The organism is Rhizobium grahamii (genome assembly GCF_009498215.1).
Taxonomy (GTDB): Bacteria; Pseudomonadota; Alphaproteobacteria; order Rhizobiales; family Rhizobiaceae; genus Rhizobium; species Rhizobium grahamii_A.
In genome coordinates, this window is record NZ_CP043499.1 from 1212870 (window position 1) to 1233166 (window position 20297).

18 protein-coding genes are annotated in these 20297 nt (G+C 61.1%); 1 reads left to right on the forward strand and 17 read right to left on the reverse strand.

All coding sequences use genetic code 11. The annotated features are described in order from the left end of the window. Positions 1-28 precede the first annotated feature (28 nt). The 11 genes from FZ934_RS24450 to FZ934_RS24500 form a co-directional block, all read right to left on the reverse strand. On the reverse strand, positions 29-1054 hold the full coding sequence (locus FZ934_RS24450) for a hydroxyacid dehydrogenase (protein WP_153273404.1): 1026 nt from the start codon (positions 1052-1054) through the stop codon (positions 29-31). A 118-nt stretch (positions 1055-1172) separates the two neighbouring features. After that, positions 1173-2153 carry an alpha/beta fold hydrolase gene (locus FZ934_RS24455; RefSeq protein WP_153273405.1) on the reverse strand — a complete coding sequence of 327 codons (981 nt, stop codon included), beginning with the start codon at positions 2151-2153 and terminating at the stop codon, positions 1173-1175. Positions 2154-2273: 120 nt separating this feature from the next. Then, on the reverse strand, positions 2274-3152 hold the full coding sequence (locus FZ934_RS24460; RefSeq protein ID WP_153273406.1) for a glyoxalase: 879 nt from the start codon (positions 3150-3152) through the stop codon (positions 2274-2276). Positions 3153-3345: 193 nt separating this feature from the next. Beyond that, entirely contained in the window at positions 3346-3864 is a 519-nt protein-coding gene (locus FZ934_RS24465; RefSeq protein ID WP_153273407.1) for a Dps family protein, read from the reverse strand. 141 nt (positions 3865-4005) lie between these two features. Then, positions 4006-5487: a siroheme synthase CysG gene (gene cysG, locus FZ934_RS24470; protein WP_153273408.1), complete on the reverse strand. Its 1482-nt coding sequence runs from the start codon at positions 5485-5487 to the stop codon at positions 4006-4008. Beyond that, positions 5459-8116 carry a nitrate reductase gene (locus FZ934_RS24475; RefSeq protein ID WP_153274024.1) on the reverse strand — a complete coding sequence of 886 codons (2658 nt, stop codon included), beginning with the start codon at positions 8114-8116 and terminating at the stop codon, positions 5459-5461. The genes cysG and FZ934_RS24475 overlap by 29 nt, the downstream gene beginning before the upstream one ends. Beyond that, complete coding sequence (nirD, locus tag FZ934_RS24480; RefSeq protein ID WP_153273409.1) at positions 8116-8451, reverse strand: nitrite reductase small subunit NirD; 336 nt, start codon at positions 8449-8451, stop codon at positions 8116-8118. Before nirD ends, FZ934_RS24475 begins: the two co-directional genes overlap by 1 nt. A gap of 4 nt (positions 8452-8455) precedes the next feature. Beyond that, positions 8456-10906 (reverse strand): nitrite reductase large subunit NirB, encoded by a 2451-nt coding sequence (nirB, locus tag FZ934_RS24485; protein WP_153273410.1) that lies wholly within the window; start codon positions 10904-10906, stop codon positions 8456-8458. Positions 10907-10924: 18 nt separating this feature from the next. Then, positions 10925-12187 carry an MFS transporter gene (locus FZ934_RS24490; protein ID WP_153273411.1) on the reverse strand — a complete coding sequence of 421 codons (1263 nt, stop codon included), beginning with the start codon at positions 12185-12187 and terminating at the stop codon, positions 10925-10927. Between the two features lie 316 nt (positions 12188-12503). After that, the gene (locus FZ934_RS24495) at positions 12504-13715 is read right to left on the reverse strand and encodes a CmpA/NrtA family ABC transporter substrate-binding protein (RefSeq protein ID WP_153273412.1); all 1212 of its coding nucleotides are present in this window, start codon (positions 13713-13715) and stop codon (positions 12504-12506) included. Then, complete coding sequence (locus FZ934_RS24500; RefSeq protein ID WP_153273413.1) at positions 13712-14314, reverse strand: ANTAR domain-containing response regulator; 603 nt, start codon at positions 14312-14314, stop codon at positions 13712-13714. The genes FZ934_RS24495 and FZ934_RS24500 overlap by 4 nt, the downstream gene beginning before the upstream one ends. Positions 14315-14584: 270 nt before the next feature. Here FZ934_RS24500 and FZ934_RS24505 point away from each other — a divergent pair, with 270 nt between their 5' ends. Further along, complete coding sequence (locus tag FZ934_RS24505) at positions 14585-15478, forward strand: helix-turn-helix domain-containing protein (protein WP_246737933.1); 894 nt, start codon at positions 14585-14587, stop codon at positions 15476-15478. A gap of 2 nt (positions 15479-15480) precedes the next feature. Here FZ934_RS24505 and FZ934_RS24510 read toward each other — a convergent pair whose 3' ends face one another. The 6 genes from FZ934_RS24510 to FZ934_RS24535 all read right to left on the reverse strand — a co-directional run bounded on the left by FZ934_RS24510 (position 15481) and on the right by FZ934_RS24535 (position 20280). After that, positions 15481-16161 carry a YoaK family protein gene (locus tag FZ934_RS24510; RefSeq protein WP_153273415.1) on the reverse strand — a complete coding sequence of 227 codons (681 nt, stop codon included), beginning with the start codon at positions 16159-16161 and terminating at the stop codon, positions 15481-15483. Positions 16162-16230: 69 nt separating this feature from the next. Continuing rightward, positions 16231-16665, reverse strand: coding sequence for a DoxX family protein (locus tag FZ934_RS24515; RefSeq protein ID WP_153273416.1), 435 nt, complete (start codon positions 16663-16665; stop codon positions 16231-16233). A gap of 151 nt (positions 16666-16816) precedes the next feature. Then, positions 16817-17716, reverse strand: a complete 900-nt coding sequence (locus FZ934_RS24520) for a helix-turn-helix domain-containing protein (RefSeq protein WP_153273417.1) — start codon at positions 17714-17716, stop codon at positions 16817-16819. A gap of 94 nt (positions 17717-17810) precedes the next feature. Beyond that, the gene (locus tag FZ934_RS24525; protein ID WP_246737934.1) at positions 17811-18617 is read right to left on the reverse strand and encodes a helix-turn-helix domain-containing protein; all 807 of its coding nucleotides are present in this window, start codon (positions 18615-18617) and stop codon (positions 17811-17813) included. A 328-nt stretch (positions 18618-18945) separates the two neighbouring features. Further along, a complete protein-coding gene (locus tag FZ934_RS24530) occupies positions 18946-19374 on the reverse strand; it encodes a sulfocyanin-like copper-binding protein (RefSeq protein WP_153273419.1) in 429 nt (142 codons plus the stop codon). A gap of 135 nt (positions 19375-19509) precedes the next feature. After that, positions 19510-20280: a FadR/GntR family transcriptional regulator gene (locus tag FZ934_RS24535; RefSeq protein WP_056821624.1), complete on the reverse strand. Its 771-nt coding sequence runs from the start codon at positions 20278-20280 to the stop codon at positions 19510-19512. Between the last annotated feature and the right edge of the window lie 17 nt (positions 20281-20297).

The following is a 20297-nucleotide window of genomic DNA, read 5'->3' on the forward strand; positions in this document are numbered from 1 at the left end:
TGCCGCGCCGCAAACTCCCCCTTGTTTGCTAGGACACCGACACCGGCTTCGATCTCAACCGGCTTGCGGTGGCCGGATCCGCACGCCTGCAAAGCTGCGGCGGCAGTCCGCGCATGATCAGTTCAGCATCGGCAACCGCCATCGATCCGAGAGCAAAGAAGGCATCGCGCGTGCCCCCCGTGCGGTGCGCCGACAGGAGGACATCAGGCATCGCCCGGACGGGGTCGTCGGCCGTTACCGGCTCGACCGGAAAGACATCGGTCGCTACGCGGATATGTCCCGTTTCGGCCGCCTTGAGCATCGCGGGGAAATCGACGACCGCAGCGCGGCTCATGAGCAGAAAGGCAGATCCGGGCTTCATCAGCTGGAACTCGCGAGCCCCCAGGAAACCTTCGTTCTCCGTGGTCACGCTCGCAAAAACGAAGACCACCTGGCTCTCCGACAGAAGCTCGTCAAGCGTCGCCGGAATGCAATCGGCCGATCTGATGATCTCTGTCGGAAGCCACGGATCGAAGACGCGAACTGTGTTGCGGAACGGGCGAATGAGTTCACGCAGCTGCCGACCGAGATCACCAAAGCCGATGATCCCGACGCTCGCACCCGCAAACCGAAACGTGTCCCGGTTGCCAGCCAGACCATATTCTTCGACGCCGGTGCGGAATTCCCTGTCTGCCTTGGTGATACCGCGGGCGAGATCCAGTGCCATGCCGAGAGCCGCCTCGGCGACCGGCGATGCGAAGGCGGCGGCCGGCGTGATAACCCAGATCCCGCGCTCGACGCAGGTTTGATAATCGATATTGGGGAGGAAGTTGGACTCGACGTTGATGATCGCCTTGAGATTTGCCGCCTTGGCAAGACGCTCCTTCGGCATGTCCGTCTGTCCGAAAATCAGAACCGTCTCGGGCAGGAGTTCTTCGACCTGCTCGGCCGGCATATGGCGTTCCTCGCTGATCACGACGTCTCCCAGCCGTTCCAACCTTTCGCGGACGTCGGGCGCCATGATCAGGTCGAGTGTGCGTGGCAGCGGGTCGACCAGAATAATACCGCGGCTCATGCTTCCTCCCTCGCGAGCTGACAGTTGCCGCGATTGTATCGACTGCGCTTCCGATTGAAAGCGTCTATCGCGAGGAAGCGATGTGGCCCGGCGCCTGGAGCGCCGGGCCACAGGATAATCAGGCCTTCACGAATGCCAGAAGATCGGGATTGATGACGTCAGCATGCGTCGTCAGCATGCCGTGCGGGTAACCCTTGTAGATCTTCAGCGTGCCGTTCTTCAGCAGCTTGATGGAGAGCTCGGCGGAATCGGCGATCGGCACGATCTGGTCATCGTCGCCGTGCATGACAAGCGTCGGCACCGTGATCGCCTTCAGATCGTCCGTCTGATCGGTTTCAGAGAACGCCTTGATACCGTCGTAGTGAGCCTTGGCGGAACCGATCATACCCTGGCGCCACCAGTTTTGGATGACACCCGGATAGACCTTTGCATCAGGCCGGTTGAAGCCGTAGAAGGGACCGGTCGGGACGTCGAGGAAGAACTGTGCGCGGTTGTCGGCGAGCGCCTTGCGGAAGCCGTCGAACACCTCGATCGGCAAGCCGCCCGGGTTGGATGCGGTCTTGAGCATCAGCGGCGGAACGGCGCTGACGAGCACAGCCTTGGCGACGCGGCCCTGGGGCTGGCCAAATTTCGCAACGTAGCGGGCAACTTCGCCGCCACCCGTGGAATGGCCAATGTGGACAGCGTTCTTGAGGTTCAGATGTTCGACGACGGCAGCGGCATCGGCTGCATAATGGTCCATATCGTGACCATCGGACACCTGCGACGAACGACCATGACCGCGGCGGTCATGAGCGACGACGCGGTAGCCGTTCTGAACGAAGAACAGCATCTGGGCATCCCAGTCGTCGGAAGAGAGCGGCCAGCCGTGGTGGAACATGATGGGCTGGGCATCCTTCGGACCCCAATCCTTGTAGTAGATCTGTACGCCGTCTTTGGTCTGAACGAAATTCTGGGTCATTGGCGGTAGTCCTTCTTTCTTTGCGGAAGACGTTTTGGAAAGAGCAAGCGATGGCACTGCCATGGCTGCCGAAATCGTCGCTCCGGCCAGCAGTGTCTGCCTGCGGGAGAACATGATTTCGATGGGGTTCTGAGACATCCGGTTCCTCTTCATTTGGACCTCCACTTCATAGTCGGCAGCGAGAGGCGGCTCTTGTCGGATGTTCTCGCCGTTTGGACGAAGCGGAGGAGAATTTCTCTTTGACGCGAGGACGAACTTTCAGGGCTCGGCGCGCGCATGGATTTCGGCGACATAGCCGCCGGGAAATTCAACGATCGCGGCACGGCGACCATCGGAAACATAGGTGGGCACCAAAACGGTCGCGCCAGTCTGAACCGCCTTGTCGAGAGCCATCGGAAGGTCCTTCACCTCGTAGCCGGTCGTTTCATGACCATAAGGGAAAGGGAGGTGACCATCGGTGACAAGCACGGTCATCTTGCCGAAAACGGATTCGATCCTGACGCGGCGGTAGCTATCGGCGGGACGACCGATCTCGACGCCGGCCGCCCTTTTCTCGTCAGACACGACCTTGCCACCCGAGAAGCGAAGAAAATCACGTACAAAAGTCGATACGGCATCCGGCGAAACGTAAACCCGGTTCTCCGGCACGCTTTCGAAGACTGGATAGTTCGGCTTGGCGGTATGCCAGTAGAGCTGCATGTTGACGCCGCCTGGCCACTGAATAACGGCATCGCGTCCGATCGGATCAGGGAACGGCGAAACGACGACATTCGCTCCCGCCTTCTTCGCCGCCGCAACGGCCAGATCGAGATCGTTGACCAGATAACCGGTCCGCTCCGCGCCAAAGGGTGCGGGGACCGGCGTCTTGAACCCGAAAAGCGAGACGGTACCAACCGGCGTCTGAAGCAGCTGCGAACTCGTGCTGCTCGGCGTCGGCGTTACGGTTGCGACCACCTGTTTCGTGCTGGCGCCGCCGAAGGTCGCGAGAAAGCTGCGGGCGAAAGCATCGACCTTGTCGGGCGCGACATAGACGTGCGTCGTGTCGTATTGCGGGGCCACACCGATTTGCGCCGCGGCGGACGCGTGCCCGGCCGAAAAGGCAAGCACGGCGGCGAGGATGATAGCTCTACGTTGCATGAGATGGTCCCTTTGCATGGCAGCGGGAAAAAATCCCCTGGCGTCGATTTCGATCGATGACGCCAGGATCGCTCTGTTCGCCCGGCGCATGAACGCGGCGATCATGTCGAGGGTGACGACCGCGTTCTTGCTGCTTAGTCTTGTGCCTTGAACATTGGGATTGTTTTGGCACCATAGATCGCGCGATGCCCGATCAAAGATCTCGCCGTGTGGTTTCGAAAAGGAACCAGAGGCGTCGTTCGGTTTCGTCGATCCAGGTCTCGAGCACGCTGGTGGTGGCATGATCGCCATAGGACGATGTCAATTCGTGCAGCTGGCGCAGAATGGAAACAAGCTGCTTGTTGTCGTCCCGCAGTTCGGCCAGCATGTCATCCGGCGTGACGAAATCGGCGTCGTTGTCGAGGATGCGCTGCTGGCGGGCGATGTGGCCGATCGAGCGCAGCGTCGTGCCGCCGATCTTGCGGGCTCGCTCTGCGATGTCGTCGGTCATAGCAAAGATCTGCGCGCCCTGTTCGTCGAGCAGCAGATGGTAATCGCGAAAATGCCGACCGGAAGCATGCCAGTGAAAGTTCTTGGTCTTGAGATAAAGTGCAAACACGTCCGCCAGCAATGCGGTCAGGGCCGCGGCAATATCGCGGGTCGCGTCCGCGCCAAGATCCGTCGGGGTTGCGAATGCAGCTTTGCGCGGTTTGATTGCCGGGCGAGTATCCATTCTGGCTTCTCCTGGGTGCTGGCCAACGTTCTGGCCGGTTGATACCAAGGAGAATAGAAGCGCTTCGCAGACGCCGAAATCAGCCGCGGGTTCAGGATAGGCCATACTTAGGTTCAGGTTGGCCATCGAAGCAGCGGATCGTCAGGCAGCACCGAGAAGATCCGATTGCATAGACCGATCCCCAGCGAGCGCGGCGCCGAGCGCACGCCCGACAGCGATCAGAACCGGCGCATCGTACCCGATCTCGCCTATGCCGGTTGCAAGATCGCTGAGTTCACCGGCCCATCGCCGTTCGCTGGACCTACTGACTTTGCTGACGATGACAGCCGGCGTCTCCGGAGCAAGCCCGGCCTCGATCAGCCTGTCGGCAATGAGATGCGCCGTGCGTCCTGCCATATAGAAAACGTTGGTGGCACGATTGTCTGCCACCGACCGCCAATCGATGTCGGCGGGCAGGCCGCCATGCCGCGAGTGGCCGGTGATGAAGCGGACGGATTGCGCGTGATCGCGATGCGTCAACGATATCCCGAGACGCGACGCCATGGCGCTGGCGGCGGTGATACCAGGGATGACGTCGACCGGAATGTTCTCCCGATCAAGATGAGCGATCTCCTCGCCGGCACGACCGAAGATCATCGGATCGCCGGACTTCAGGCGCACGACGCGCTTGCCAGCCTTGGCAAGCTTGACCATCATGTCGTTGATGTCTTCCTGCCGGCAGCTTTTGCGGCCACCGCGCTTGCCAACTAGCATGCGCTTGGCCTCGCGGCGCGCGAGTTCCAGCACCTCTGACGAAACGAGATCGTCGAAGAGGATAACGTCCGCTGCCTGCAGGGCGCGGACGGCCTTCAACGTTAGAAGCTCCGCATCGCCGGGGCCTGCGCCGACCAGCGTCACCCGGCCTCCGGAAGTGTGGGCGGGCGCTTCCCGAAGCCTTTCGGCTTCCTTGAGAAGCAGCCCGCCGACGCCCTCCTCCGGCGTATCGGAACTTGAAAAGGCGCGATCGACGAATGTCTCCCAGAAGGCGCGGCGCAAGGGACCAGGCGCCAGCCGTTCGTTGATCCGGTCGCGCAGCGACTGTGCCAGTCCCGCCCAACCTTTCAGCGCCTGCGGCAGCAAGGTTTCGATCCGCCGGCGGATTGCCTGCGCGAGGATCGGTGCGGCACCATCCGTGGAGATCGAGACAACGACGGGTGAGCGGTTGACGATCGAGCCAAACTGGAACTGGCAGAAGGCAGGCTTGTCGATGACGTTGACCGGCACGCCGGCGACGCGGGCGGCGTCGAAAAAGGCTTTCGCCTCGTCGTCTTCCTCACAGTCGGCGATGGCGATGGCCGCGTCGGCGAAGATGGTTTCATTCCAACCTTGGCAGTGATGGACGAAACTGCCCTGAGGATGCTCGGGTCCGCGCAGGATGAGCTTCTCGAAGGTGTCGGAAAGCGCGTCGGCATAGATATGCACTTGCGCTCCGCAAGCCGCGAGAAGCTCGGCCTTCCAGGCGGCGGCGTCGGAGCCGCCAGCGACAACCGCGCGCTTGCCTTCGAGTGCCCAGAACACCGGCAGCTTGGCAAGCGGTTCCATGCGGGCGGGTGCTTCATTCCGCGGCTGCTGCAAGACATCCATCGATGATCCCCCTGATCTCGGCGCGGCAGGAGCCGCAGTTGGTTCCGGCATTGAGTTCCTTGCCCACAGCTTCGACGCTGTGGCAGCCGCCGCGCACGGCGGCGACGATCTGGTTGACGCCGACACCGAAGCAGGAGCAGACGGTGGCGCCTGGGTCCGGCTTGTCGGCGCCGGGGCGACCGGCGACGAGCGCAAAGCGTTTGCGCAGATTGGTGTGTTCGGCGGTGAGCTGGGAGATCGCCCAGTTGCGGGCAACCGCCACAGGTTCGCGGGCCAGGAACAGCGCTGCGAGCAATCGCTTGCCGTCGAAGAAGGCGAGCCTCAGATCACCGGATTGCTGGTCGGCATAGCCGAGGGGCTCGACATTCTCGGGGATAGCGAAGGTGCTGCGGCACCACGTGCACCAGTCCTCGACCGGCTGGTCAAAAGCAAGCTCCACCCGCCAGCCGCCTTCGGCCTTCGCCAGCGCCCAATAGGCGGCATCGAGATTGTCCGGCTTGGCGGCGGAAACAGCAAAGCCATAGCGCGCCGCCTTGAAGCGACGCGCGGCGACAGCGATGTTCTTTGAAGCGGGTTGGCCGGAGATCGCATCGGTCAACGGCGCAACAACGGCGTCGATGCGGGCCTTGGCGGCAAACTGATCGTTCCAGTGCATCGGCACAAAGATGCTGCCGCGGGCCTGGCGCTCGGTGATCAGGGCGCGGACTACGGCTTTGCCGTGCGGGCTTTCGATTTCGACGAGGCCGGCATTGCCGACGCCGATCTCGATCGCATCGCGCGGATGAAGTTCCGCGAAAGGCTCGGCAATATGGGACGAGAGCCGCGCGCTTTTGCCCGTGCGGGTCATCGTGTGCCATTGGTCGCGGATGCGGCCGGTGTTAAGGCTGAAGGGATAGTCGGCGCTGGTGCGATCCGAGGCGACCGGTTTGACCGCAATGAAGCGTGCCTTGCCGTCGGCGTGGTAAAAGCCGCCCTTGGCGAAGAAGCGGGTCACATCAGTCTCACGGCCCGCAGGTTGCGGCCATTGGAACGGCGAGAGCTCGTCATAGGCCTGATGGTTCATGCCGGCGTATGCGCCGATATCGAAGTCGCGATTGCCGCTATTCTCGAAAGCTGAGAGGGCGGCGTGTTCGTCAAAGATCTCGGCATTGGCGGCGAAGTTGAAGGCCTGTTTAAAGCCCATCCGTTGCGCCACTTGCGTGAGCTGCCACCAGTCGGCCCGAGCTTCGCCGGGGGCATCGAGGAAGGAGCGCTGGCGGGAGATACGGCGCTCGGAGTTGGTGACAGTGCCGCTCTTTTCGCCCCAGCCGAGCGAGGGCAGAAGGACATGGGCGTGACGGGCGGTGTCGGTGCTTTTCAGGACGTCGGAGACGACGACGAACGGGCAGGCCTTGATGGCGGCTTCGACAGCGTCGGCGTCAGGCATGGAAACGACAGGGTTGGTCGCCATGATCCACAGCGCCTTGATACGGCCGTCGGCAACGGCCCTGAACATGTCGACCGCCTTCAGGCCGGGCTTCTCCGCAATGGTGGGCGCATTCCAGAAGCGCTGGACACGGTCGCGATCCTCGACACTTTCGATAGCCATGTGGGCGGCAAGCATGTTGGCAAGCCCGCCGACTTCACGCCCGCCCATCGCATTCGGCTGCCCGGTGAGCGAGAAAGGTCCCATGCCCGGCCGACCGATGCGGCCGGTGGCGAGGTGACAGTTGATGATGGCGTTGACCTTGTCGGTACCAGACGAGGATTGATTAACGCCCTGGCTATAGCAGGTGACGACCTTCTCCGTCGTTGCGAACAACCGGTAGAATTCGCGGAGCTGCATGGCCGGAAGGCCGGTCATATCAAGCACCTCGTTGAAGGAGACGCCTGTCGCAGCCGTAAAGGCCTTTGCAAAGCCGTTGGTATGTTCGGCGATGTAATTCTGATCGATGGAGTTGCTTGCGATCAGGTGTTCGAAAAGGCCGACGAAAAGCGCGACGTCGCTGTCCGGACGGATCGCCAGGTGCAGGTCGGCGATATCTGATGTCATCGTCCGGCGCGGGTCGATGACGACGACCTTCATGCCAGGGCGGGCTGCCTTGGCGGCCGCCAGCCGCTGATAGATGACCGGGTGGCACCAGGCGAGGTTCGAGCCGGTGAGGATCACCAGATCGGCAAGCTCGATGTCCTCATAGGTGCCCGGCACGGTGTCCGAGCCGAAGGCGCGGCGATGGCCGGCGACGGAGGACGACATGCACAGCCGCGAATTCGTGTCGATGTTGGCCGAGCCGATGAAGCCCTTCATCAGCTTGTTGGCGATATAGTAGTCCTCGGTCAGCAACTGGCCGGAGACGTAAAAGGCAACGGAATCGGGGCCGTGCTCATTGATGGCGTCCGAAAACCGTTGTGCGACGAGGTCAAGCGCCTGTCCCCATTCCGCCCGCTCCCCGGAAACTTCCGGGTAGAGAAGGCGCCCGTCAAGGTCGACCGTTTCACCGAGCGCCGAGCCCTTCGAGCATAGCCGCCCGAAATTCGAGGGGTGATCCGGGTCACCCTTGACGGACACCTTGCCGTCATCCGCGACCTTGGCGATGACGCCGCAGCCAACACCGCAATAGGGACAGGTTGTCTTGACCTCTTTCTCCATCATTCGGCTGCCATCATCAGGTTTTCGAGCGCGATGTAGAGGCCACCGTCCTCGTTGCGGACGGGAATGGTCCGCACTTCGCCCTCATCGGCGCCGAGTGCCTTGCCGGTTTCGAGCGAGATCACCCAGTTGTGCAATGGGCAGGTAACGGCCTTGGCATGGACGATGCCCTGGGAGAGGGGCCCACCCTTGTGCGGGCAATGGTCCTCGATGGCAAAAACCTCGTTTTCGGCGGTGCGGAAGACGGCGATCTTGCCCTGGGGTGTCTTCACGCAGCGAGCGCCGCGGAGCGGAATGTCGGAGATGTCGCCGATTGAAATCCAGTTCATATCCATCTCCTTACTCAGCGGCCTGCGGGTAACCGACGGTCGCCATCGGCTTGAACTCATGCTTGTCCTTGCCGGAGACGCGCTCCGACCAGGGATCGACCTGAGCGAATTTCTGCGAGAAGACGAAGCGGTCGTAATAGGCCTTGCGCTTGTCGGCATCGCCGATGATCTGGCGGCGGATTTCCTCGAGGCCGACGCGCTTTGCCCACTTGTAGATGCGCTCGAGATAGCGGGCCTGCTCGCGGTACATCTGCGTCAGCGCCACGATGTGCTCCAGCGCCTCGTCTTCGGTCTTCACGAGGCCGAGAACCTCCGTGCCCTTGATGTCGAGACCGGCAGCGCCAGCAAAGTGGATCTCGAAGCCGGAATCCACGCAGATGACGCCGATATCCTTGCAGGTCGCTTCCGCGCAGTTGCGCGGGCAGCCGGAAACCGCCAACTTCAGTTTTGCCGGTGTCCAGGAGCCCCACATGAACTTCTCGATGCGGATGCCGAGGCCGGTGGAGTCCTGCGTGCCGAAGCGGCACCAGTCGGAACCGACGCAGGTCTTCACCGTGCGCAGGCCCTTGGCGTAAGCCTGTCCCGAAACGAAACCTGCCTTGCCGAGATCGGCCCAGACTGCCGGCAGGTCTTCCTTCTCGATGCCGAGCAGGTCGATGCGCTGGCCGCCCGTCACCTTCACCATCGGGATTTCGAACTTGTCGACGACATCGGCGATGGCGCGCAGTTCGTTGGAGTTCGTCACGCCGCCCCACATGCGCGGAACGACGGAATAGGTGCCGTCCTTCTGGATGTTGGCGTGGACACGCTCGTTGATGAAGCGCGACTGATAGTCGTCGGCATATTCATCCGGCCAGTCGCAGACGAGGTAGTAGTTGAGAGCCGGGCGACACTTGGCGCAACCGCACGACGTCTTCCATTCGAGCTCCTGCATGACGGCAGGGATGCTCTTCAGGCCCTTGGCCTTGATGAGGCGGCGGACGTCGTCATGGCCGAGTTCGGTGCAGGTGCACATCGGCATGACGGCGGCCGGATTGTAGCTGTCGCCAAGGGTCAGCGTCATCAGCTTCTCGACGAGGCCGGTGCAGGAGCCGCAGGACGCGGATGCCTTGGTGTGGGCACGAACGTCGTCCAGCGACGTCAGGCCCTTGGACGTGATCGTCGAGGTGATCTTGCCCTTGCATACGCCGTTGCAGCCACAGATTTCCGCATCATCCGGCAAGGCTGCAACGGCCGCCATAGGGTCCAGCGGCGACCCTCCCTGGTAGGCCTGACCGAAGATCAGCGTTTCGCGCATCTCCTTGATATCGGTCTGTTTCTTCTTCAGATCGTTGAACCAGGCGCCATCGGCGGTTTCGCCGTAGAGCACGGTACCAATGATCTTGTTGTCCTTCAGCACGAGGCGTTTGTAGACGCCGGCCGAGGCGTCGCGCAGCACGATTTCCTCGCGGTCGTCGCCATCGGCGAAGTCACCGAGCGAGAAGAGCTCGATACCTGTCACCTTGAGCTTGGTCGGCGTGTCGGAGTGCACGAAGGCAGCAGAGCGGTCGCCGGATAGATGCGAGGCGGCGACGCGGGCCATCTCGTAGAGCGGAGCAACAAGGCCGTAGACCATGCCGTGGACTTCAGCGCACTCGCCGAGCGCCATGATGCTGCCGTCCGAGGTCAGCATGCCGTCATCGACGACGATGCCGCGATTGACGGCAATGCCGGCGTCCTTGGCGAGCCCGACGCTCGGGCGGATGCCGACCGCCATGACGACCAGGGTTGCTGGAATGATGCGGCCGTCGTCGAGCTCGATGCCCTCCACCTTGCCGTTGCCGACAATGGCCTTGGTGTTGGCCTTGGTGATGATCTTGATGCCGCGGCTCTCAAGTTCCTTCTGCAGGAGATAGCCTGCGGCAGGATCGAGCTGGCGGTCCATCAGCGTCGGCATGACGTGAAGAACGGTGACATCCATGCCACGCCCAGCAAGGCCAGCCGCCGCTTCGAGGCCGAGCAGGCCGCCGCCGATGACGATCGCCTTCTCGCGCGACTGGGCGGCAAGCAGCATCGCCTGCACGTCGTCAAGATCTCGATAGGTGATGACGCCGGGCAGATCCTTGCCGGGCACGGGAATGATGAAGGGCACGGAGCCGGTGGCGATCACCAGCTTGTCGTAGCTTTCCGTGACGCCGTGATCTGACGTGACCGTCTTGGCGACACGGTCGATCTTGATGATCTTGTGGCCCTTGTAGAGGGTGATGCCGTGCTTGATGTACCATCCGTCGCCGTGGATGATGATCTCTTCGTAGTCCTTCTCGCCGGAGAGAACCGGCGAGAGCATGATGCGGTCGTAGTTGACGCGCGGCTCGGCGTTGAAGATCGTGACCTGATATTGGCCCGGCGCCTTTTCGAACAGGTGCTCGAGCATGCGCCCGGGCGCCATGCCGTTGCCGATGATAACAAGCTTCTCAGTCATGGTTTTCAAATCCTCGGATCAGGTGGCGGCGACGGCTTGTGCGGAGAGGCCCTGGCGGTCGAGGCGCTTGACCGAAAGGTGCATCCAGACGAGCGAGATGACGACGATCGCAAAGAGCAGCATGAAGCAACTCGACCAGAGGCCGGTCATATCCTTGAGGAAGCCGAAGGCGATCGGCAGGATGAAGCCGCCAAGGCCGCCCATCATGCCGACGATGCCGCCGACAGCGCCGACGCTTTCAGGGTAGTAGGCGGGGATGTGCTTGTAGACCGCAGCCTTGCCAAGGCTCATGACAAAGCCGAGGGCGAAGATGACAATGATGAAGACGACAGGCGTGATGCCGACCGTTGCGCTCGCTCCGGCAGCAGGAAGTGACAGGATGAGCGTCGCGACTGCCGCGACCGCGAACATCACATACATCACGCTGCGGGCGCCCTTCTTGTCGGAGACGACGCCGCCGAAGGCGCGGAAGATGCTGCCCGGGATGGAATAAGCGGCCGCGACCATGCCTGCAGTTGCCAGGTTGAAGCCGTAAACACCGACCAGATAGCGCGGCAGCCACAGCGACAGAGCGACGAAGCCGCCGAAGGCGAAGAAGTAGTAGAGGGAGAAACGCCAGACCTGGATGTTCTTCAGCGGCGCGAATTCCTGTGCGAGGCTCTTGGAGGCAACTTTACCCTCGCGGCGGAGGCGGAATGCCGGGTCATCCGTGGTTGTGAACCAGAAGACGATGGCCATCAGCGCGAGGCCGACAGCCCAGATCTGGGCGACAGCCTGCCAGCCCCAGGCGATCAGGACGAAGGGTGCTGCGAACTTGGTGACTGCCGCACCGACGTTGCCGGCACCGAAGATGCCAAGCGCCGTTCCCTGCTTCTGCGCCGGGAAGAAGGGCGAGACATAGGCAACGCCGACCGCGAACGAGCCGCCGGCAAGGCCGACACCGAGGCCGGCGATCAGCATCTGCGTGTAGGTCTGGGCATAGGAGAGGAGGAAGGTCGCCAAGGCAGCGGCCAGCATGGTGAGCGTGTAGACGAGGCGACCGCCATAACGGCCGGTCCAGATGCCAAGGACGATACGGACGAGCGAACCCGTCAGAATGGGCGTGCCGACCAGCAATCCGAACTCAGCCTCGTTCAGGCCGAGATCCTGTTTGATGCGGATGCCGATGATCGCGAAGATCGTCCAGACGGCAAAACAGAGGGTGAAGGCAATCGTGGACATCCACAATGCTTTGGCTGGTTCGCCGGCGGACATGGACTGCGTGTTCCTGATAACAGACATGGCTTCTCCGGGGCCCGACAAGGTCGTGCCGATCCATCACTGGGGTTAAAAACAAAAAGCCGCTGGTCAGGCCACGCATGCACGAAAGTGCGCGGGTTACCTGATCAGCGGCTTTGCTGGAGGCGCCCGTCGTTGGACGCCGAATTCGTGGCCTCGTGGCCTCCTATTTACAAAGCAAGGGCCGTGCCAGTTTTATTAAATAACTGTTTTTTTGATGTTATTCAAAACTATGCGGCAACGCCGCGACAGCGACCACTCGATGAGGTGCAGAATCTCATCTAAAATTTGTGCAATGCGCAAGAAATGAGCAGACGCACTAACCCCGCTTTTGAGAAGCGATGTAGGCATCCACCTGATCAGGATCGAAGAGACTGCCGTCGAAGAAGCCGTCTGGTCCGAGGGTCAACGCACCCGTCGAACCAACCGGCGTCTCGCTGCGCAGAGCCCCTTCCACTTTCGAGTTGGCGGATGGAAGCGCGACGTTCAGTGACTTCAGGGCCTCGCGATAGAGATCGGGACGATAGGTGCTGCCAGCGATCTGCTGGTGGTCCCGCGTGTGCTCGATATGTCCCCACCGAACCATTTGCGTATAGAACCAGAGAGCGTGGCTCCGCCATGGAAAGGTCGCGGCCTTTGCGTTCGGGACAAAGAAGTCCTTGATCTCCGCCGTTACCCCCTCGCCGATATGAAGCACACCGCTGAGCGCCGGCCGCAGCCAGTCGGTCGGACGATTTATGTATGTCGAGCGGGACAGGAGTTCGACAAGCTCGTCATGGTTGGAGCGATCGCCGCACCACAGTGACGCTAGATAGAGAGCGCGCAGCAGAGCGGAAAGCGCTTCGGGATTGCTCTCGCTCCACTTTCTGTTCACCCCGAGGACCTTTTCAGGACTCGATCGCCAGATCGAAGCCTTTACCGTCGCCAGATGCGCATCGCGTTCGAGGACACCGAACGTGTTCCAGGGCTCGCCGGCGCAGTAGCCATCGATCAGCCCTGCGCGAAGAGCGTCGCCCATATCGGGCGGCGGCAGAACGAGTATCTCGATATCATGATCCGGATCGATGCCGCTGGCCGAAAGCCAGTATCGCAGTTCGTAGTTATGCCCGGAGTAAGGGTGGACGACGCCGAAGCGAAGCTTTGGACCTTTGCCGACGATGACCTGCCGCAGCGCGGCGCCGTTCGTCCGCGCGTCGAGGTCATCTTTGGCGCCGCATGCCACCATCATTTGCCAGAGAGCCTGCGAAACAGTAACCGCGTTGCCTCCGAGGCCGAGCGCCATCGGCACGACCATCTCCTGTGCCGGCGCGGTAAGACCGAGATTGCAGGCGATCGGCATCGGCGCCAGAATATGTGCGACTTCAAAATGGCCGACCGCCAACCTGTCGCGGATCGATGCCCAGGAACGCTCGCGCGCCAGCGTCAGGTTGATGTCCTGGCTTTCGGCAAAACCCTTTTCCTTCGCCACGACCAGAAGCGCGCTGTCAAGCAGCGGCACGAAGCCCGCGGTGATCTCGTGGCTCTTCGTCATGCATCGCCCCCTGGATCGAGCAGGCTCGCCGCAGTGATCAGGCTTTGAGCGATCTCAACAATCTTTCTGTTCTGGTTCATGGCCGTGCGCCTGAGGAGCGCGTAAGCTTCCGCCTCCGAAATGCCGCGCGTCCGCATCAGCATGCCTTTGGCGCGATCGATGAGCTTTCTGTTCTCCAGCTCGCCGCGCGTCTCTTCCAGTTCCCGCGTCAGTCGCGAAAAGGCGTTGAACCGGCTTATCGCCATTTTGAGGATCGGCCGAACCCGCTCCTGCTTCAGTCCGTCGACGATATAAGCCGACACGCCGGCATCCACTGCCGCCTCGATCGAGGCTTCGTCGGACTTGTCGACAAACATGGCGATCGGGCGCCGCACGGCTCGAGACAACTGAAAGAAGCTCTCGAGCATGTCGCGGTTTGGATTTTCAAGGTCGATGACGATGACATCAGGATTGATGTCGGCAATGCGCCTGGCGAGGCCGAACATATCCTCAACGATTGTCACTTTGTCGTAGCCCGATTCACGCAGCCCTTCCTCGATGATCGACGCACGAATGCGGTTCTCGTCGATGACCAGGACATTGAGACTGCTTGGTTTCATGAGAGCAGCGCCAGTGGTTGCGAACGACGTGAGCCCTGTCGACAGCGGCTCGGCTCGATTTCGCACATGCGTGATGGCAGCACCGAAATCAAGCGATATCTTGCGGAGGCCATGCAAAACGCTCGCCTGGCAGTCGGAAAGGCACGTATTGGGCGGCGGTCACAATCCGGTGAGGACTTTGACAATCGCCTGCGCATATGAGCAATTGTTGCAATGCAAAATCCTCTCCCAGCATCGACAAAAACGGAATCCGCGACAGGCAGCACTGCCGTGCCCGTACAGACAAAGGTGGACGGATTCGGCTGCCAATTGGCGAAGCTCGATGACGATACGCGATTCGTCAGCGGCGATATTTCATTCCACCGCAAGAGGTCGGCGGATCCGTACTTCGGTCAGGTGGCCACGGAAGCCAGCGATCGAGGCTTTCTGATCGGCCTGTCGCTCAAGGGACGTCACAGGCGGCGAATCTTTCACTCCTCGAATCGATCGAGCCTCCACGACTTCGAGGAAAACTCGATCTACGTTCGCAACTTCGCTGACGACTACAAGGCCGATCTCGACGGCCAGTTCGGGTTCGCGCTTATGGAGATTTCGGGAGCTGGACTCGAGGAAATGGCTGGCGGAGCCGATCTGCCCGCGATTTCAGAGCTCTGTGGCGAGACCGCCCACCGCGATGCGATGCTCGGGGGCATGCTGAATGCCATCTTCTCGGTTGCCGATAGCAACAATGCGTCCAACTCGCTTGTGGTCGACCAGCTGGCCGCTGCGATCGGAGTGCACGTGATGCACGCCTACGGCAAAGCATCGGGCGCGCATGAGACGACGAAGCGCCGACGATTGTCGACGCTCGAAGAGAACCGATCGAAGGAGCTGCTCGCAAGCCGCGTGAGCGGCGTTATTGCGCTCGACGAACTCGCCGAAGCCTGCGGCCTTTCCCGCGTCGCCTTTATCCGGGCCTTTCGCGAGACGACCGGCTTTACGCCGCACGAATGGCTGACCCGCCAGAGAATCGATCTCGCCTGCTCGTTGCTGCGAGCCTCGAAGCTGCCCCTTGCAGCGATCGCCGCGACCTCGGGCCTCGGCGATCTCTCACATTTTACGCGCGCATTCATGAAGGCAACGGGCGCGGCTCCCGGCGCCTGGCGACGTTCCAGGCAGAGCTGATCTCAGTCGCCTTCCGGAGTTGCGACGTGCGCGACAAAGGCGAAGGCTGCAAGCACTGGAGGAAGGACGAAGCACCAGCTCGGCGAGACGATGTAAGCCGCGGCGGCAAGACCGCATCCGAGCGCAAAGGCACCCACGCTGACGCTCATCCGCAGCATACGAGCGCGGGCTGCGGCAGTATTCTCGCCACTCACGCCGGCAATCATTTCGCCAAGATCGATCATGATCTGCGTCGTCGTTCCGGTCATCAGCGTCGACGGTGGCGACTTGGTGAGGTGGACGCGATGCAGCGCGTTCTGCGTCGCCATCGCGGCAATCAGCATCAATCCCATCAGCAGCGTGGCAACACCGTTCGGATCGGTGAACGGTCCGTGATGAACGGCAAAGGCGCCGGCGGCAATGAGCAACACGAGTTTGATCGCCAGGAGCGGCCTCAGGACCGGCAGCTGACGCCGGTGAAGGCACACGCCGACAATACGGATCAGCAAGACGATCAGGCAGAAGAACGGCAACGCGAGCAGCTTCGGCAGGGCGCCGGCATTGCCTGTCGCAACGGTCGCCCCGAGGGTCACGAAGTTGCCCGTCACATGCGCTGTGAACAGCCCCTGCAACGCGAGAAAGCCGGCCGTGTCAACGTAGCCGCCATTGAGGCTGAGGAGGATCGGTAGCGGGATATTCTTCATTGTTTATTACTCCAGGCAGGTGCCGGATAGACGAGTGGCGAGCGTCGCCAGCGATTGCCACACCAACGCTTACGAGCGGGCGGGCTTTTTGAGAAGATCTTGCCACGCGACGAGCAGGAACGCGCCCACAAGCCCAAGATGCTCGAAGAAGCCGTTCATTGCCATCGCACGCTCCATCCCGACAGGCAGCTCCCAGAATCGGAGAGCGATGAATGTCGCTAGTAACGTGAAGAGTGCCAGGGCGCCTGCGGCGGCCCAGCGAAGAAAACCGGATATGACAAGCGCTGAGGCAACAAGTTCGAAGAGGATCACGCCAACCGCCATCAACGGCGCCGGCGACAGGCCGAAATGATTCATTTCGGCTATAGCGGCGGGAAAGTCGGTAATCTTCACGATCGGCCCCTGGATGTAGGCGGAGCACAAGAGCAGCAAGCCAAGGAACGGGATGAGCTTCAGGCGGCGCGAAGAAGAACGCTCGGAAGCGCCGTATGAAACGCCTTGCATATTGACCTCATGGAAAGGGCTCAGTCTCGGTACGATCCCGAATGAATCGACGCTCGCCATTATGGGAAAACTGCTGCTCCGGCTCTTGTCGGTTAGGAGCGTGGATTTAACGTTTCTATCGTCTTGATACGCCGCTGCGTTTCGCGGGAAATTATGGTTGAGCGGTGCCGGAACGCGTATCGATGCGGTTATAGCGGCGCCAGTTGCCCGGCGGCTCGCCGGCAACCTCGGAGAAAACCCGCGTCAGGTGGCTCTGATCCGAAAAGCCGCAGATATTCGCGACCTCCGCGATCGACGCCCCCGAAATCAGCAGGTCCTTTGCCTGAGCGACGCGATATTCGGTCAGCCATCGATAAGGCGTCTTGCCGAATGTCTCCTTGAACGCCTTGATGAAATAACTTCTCGACAGGTTGCATGCCTGCGCAAGTTCCGTAACGGAAAGCTGCGCGCCAAGATGTGCCGAGAGGAATTCCGTCGCGCGCTTTTCCTGCCAGGGGGCAAGCGCGCCTTTCCTGCGGATCGGAATATGCACACCGCCGTAGGTCTGGCCGAGATGGGTCAGAATGGCGAGGCTGATCTGTTCGAGAAAAAGCGGGCTTGAAAGCCGGGGCTGTTCGAGCGCCGGGATGAGCGCTTGCGCCAAGCCCAAAATAACCTCGTCGCGCGTCTTCAGTTTGCATTGGAGGTCGGTGAATTGCGGGCGGCCGACACCGGCCGCAAAATCCCGAATCGCCGACATCTGGATGGAAAACTGCAGGCAATCGAAAGCCGACAAATGTTCCAGCCGCCACTGCTCCCTGCGATCGGCGATTATCAGCTCGCCCCGCGCCCAACCGCCATCGTGCACGAGGCTCTCGCCATGCCACAACCGAAGGCTTTTGACGTCCTTGAGATGCATGATGACATCGAAGACTTCGGCGCGCTTCGCGACCGGCAATGCGGGAGGTTCGCCCCCTCCGCCATTGAACCGGGTGATCGTCATCGCCGCAACGGTCAACGTTGCGCATTGGGCGACGTTTTTCCGGGCAGCCTTTGTGGTCTCTTTAAACACGCACGCTTCCGAACGATCCCCAATGAGTCACGCCACTATAACGGTCCCTTGGTAAAAAGACACCCGCTTTTTAAAGATAGTACGCCGTGGTGGGTCAGTTTAGCCAGGCCGAACGCCACGTCGCAGGCGTCACGCCGGTTTGGCGCGAGAAAACCTTGGTAAAATGGCTCTGGTCGCTAAACCCGCAATCGTCGGAAATCGCCTTCAAGGGCATGGCGCGCTGTTGCAGCAATTCCTTGGCGCGATCGACCCGCATGCGTGTCAGCCACTGGTGCGGCGTAAAGCCGGTCGCCCTTCGAAATTCCTGCGAGAAATGATTGACCGACAGACCAACCGCCGCGGCGATCGCGGGGACCGAAAGCTCCTTGCCGAGATTATCCAGCATGAATTCCTTGGCCGCCTTCTCCTGCCCCACGGAGAGGGAACTGTCGGCAACGCCATTTCTCAAAGTCTCATCGCTGTAGTCGTGGAGCAGATGCGCGCAGACGGCCGCCGCCAGATGCTGCAGCAGCGCCGGTGGCGACATGTTCGCATTTTCGAACAGCGGCAACAGGGCCACGGCAAGATTGCCGAGAACCGAATCCGGCTCCCCTCGCCTGCAGCGCAGCCGATGCAGCTTTGTCGATGTCGAGATGTCAGCGACTTCGTCGAAGAGCGAGCGCGGCAGGACGAAAGCCAGAGCGTGCAGATTGCTGTGCAGGGTGATGGCCGTTGGGTTGCGAAGATCGACCAGACAGATCGATCCCTTTTCGTAGAGCCGCACGGGCGCGCGCGAACCATCCGGCCGTATATCGGAATGCCAGGCGTCATCCAGATACAGCATCAGGAAGTAGGCATTGGATGCGGGCAGCTCGACGTCAGCCGTTTCCCGGCCGCCAAGCTCTCTCCTGATTTTCGTCACGGAGAACGATGCGGACCTTATGGGAATTGTGGTCAGGCATGGCGCTTCGGGTGTTCCGAAGTAGAGCCCAACACAATCAAAATCCTCATCAAGTAAACTCAAGGCACCCTTCCCAATAGCGCCCGAACCCATGTCGAGGACAATGCCATACAGGGCCTAAAATAGTACAACCGGCAAGATCAGGCAACGGACGTCACCATTGAAGTTTGCCACGGGCAGCATGCCGACGCGCCAAAGCGAAAGCGGTCTGCGGCCGGCCGTTTGAATGCAATCCGGCGCAAGGCGCCGGATTGCAGGTCTGCGGATCAAAAACGCAGCCGCATTATCGTCACGGCGTAACGGTCAGGCGAGCCTGCATGCCTGCTTCGTAATGGCCCTTGATATTGCAAAGGAGGAGATAGGCCCCGGGAGCAAGCTTTGCCTTCAACTGGCCATCCGCACCGGGTTTCAGATCGGATACTTCACCGATGCTCTTCAGTTTCTTCTCATCTATCCGATGCTTGGACTTGATGACGGGTACGACCTGATCTGCGGAATTGAGCTTCACGAGGACCATTTCGTGTTCTTCGGTCATTGCACTGTTGTGAACCGTAAACACCGTCTCCCCTGCCGGGACACTCGCTTTATCGATCTTGAGCGACATTGCGCTACCGCCCTCACCATCTTCCATGACCTTCACCGTCTGTTCGGCGAAGGCGGGAAGCGCAAAGAATGCGGAAGCAACGACAAAGGCGGCACAAGCTACGAACTTAGACATTGAAACAGACCTTTCGGCGATTGATGACGCCGGAGTGTCTAGCCTGAGCCCCTGACATAAAACTGAACGACAGGAATATCGCCCGCCGTTCGAATACCTTGGCACTCGCCGAACTTTGACGACGGACATGCCATCCTAGAACGACAGGTCGAGGGCCCTACCCTCGAAAAGACGACCCTGCGACCCCTCAAGGTGTGCCTTCATCAAGGCCCGCGCCTCGTCGGCATGTCCCTCGGCGATCGCGCGATAGATCTTGTTGTGCTCTTCGTAGACCTCTTCGAGGCCCTGGCGCGGGCCGAGCAACGACAGTCCGTGCAGATGCATGCCGACCGCTATGTGAGCCTTCAACGCATCGATCGAGGCTGTATAATAATGGTTGTTGGCGGCCTCGGTGACGGCGCGATGGAACATGAAGTCGGCATCGGTGCGGTGGAGTTGATGACTGGTCGCCTCGCGAAGATCTGCGAGTGCGGCGGCAATCTTCTGGATTGCGGCCTCGTCGCGACGCTTGGCGGCAAAGTAGGCGGCCGCTGGCTCGATCGTCAGGCGAAACTCGTAGCAGCGCTGGATATCCGCGATCGTCTTGACCGGGGAATAGGAGAGCTGCGTCGTCGGGGAACCGTGAGCGCTGACAAAGGTACCTGCTCCCTGACGGGCATAGACGATACCCTGATCGCGCAAACGCGCCAGCGCGTCGCGCACGATCGGACGCGAAACGCCGAGCATCGACGCGAGTTCGTGTTCCCCGGGAAGGCGCGAGTCCGGCGGATAGTTTCCGGAGCGAATGCGCTCCTGCAACTGGTCAAATACGCGATCGACCAGTTTCACGGCCTTGCCCCGCTCCGGCTTGGCTGCCGGGGCCGACTGGGCTTTCGCCGATACACCGCTTGCTTCGTCCACCTTCATTCTCCCCGCCGGCATTA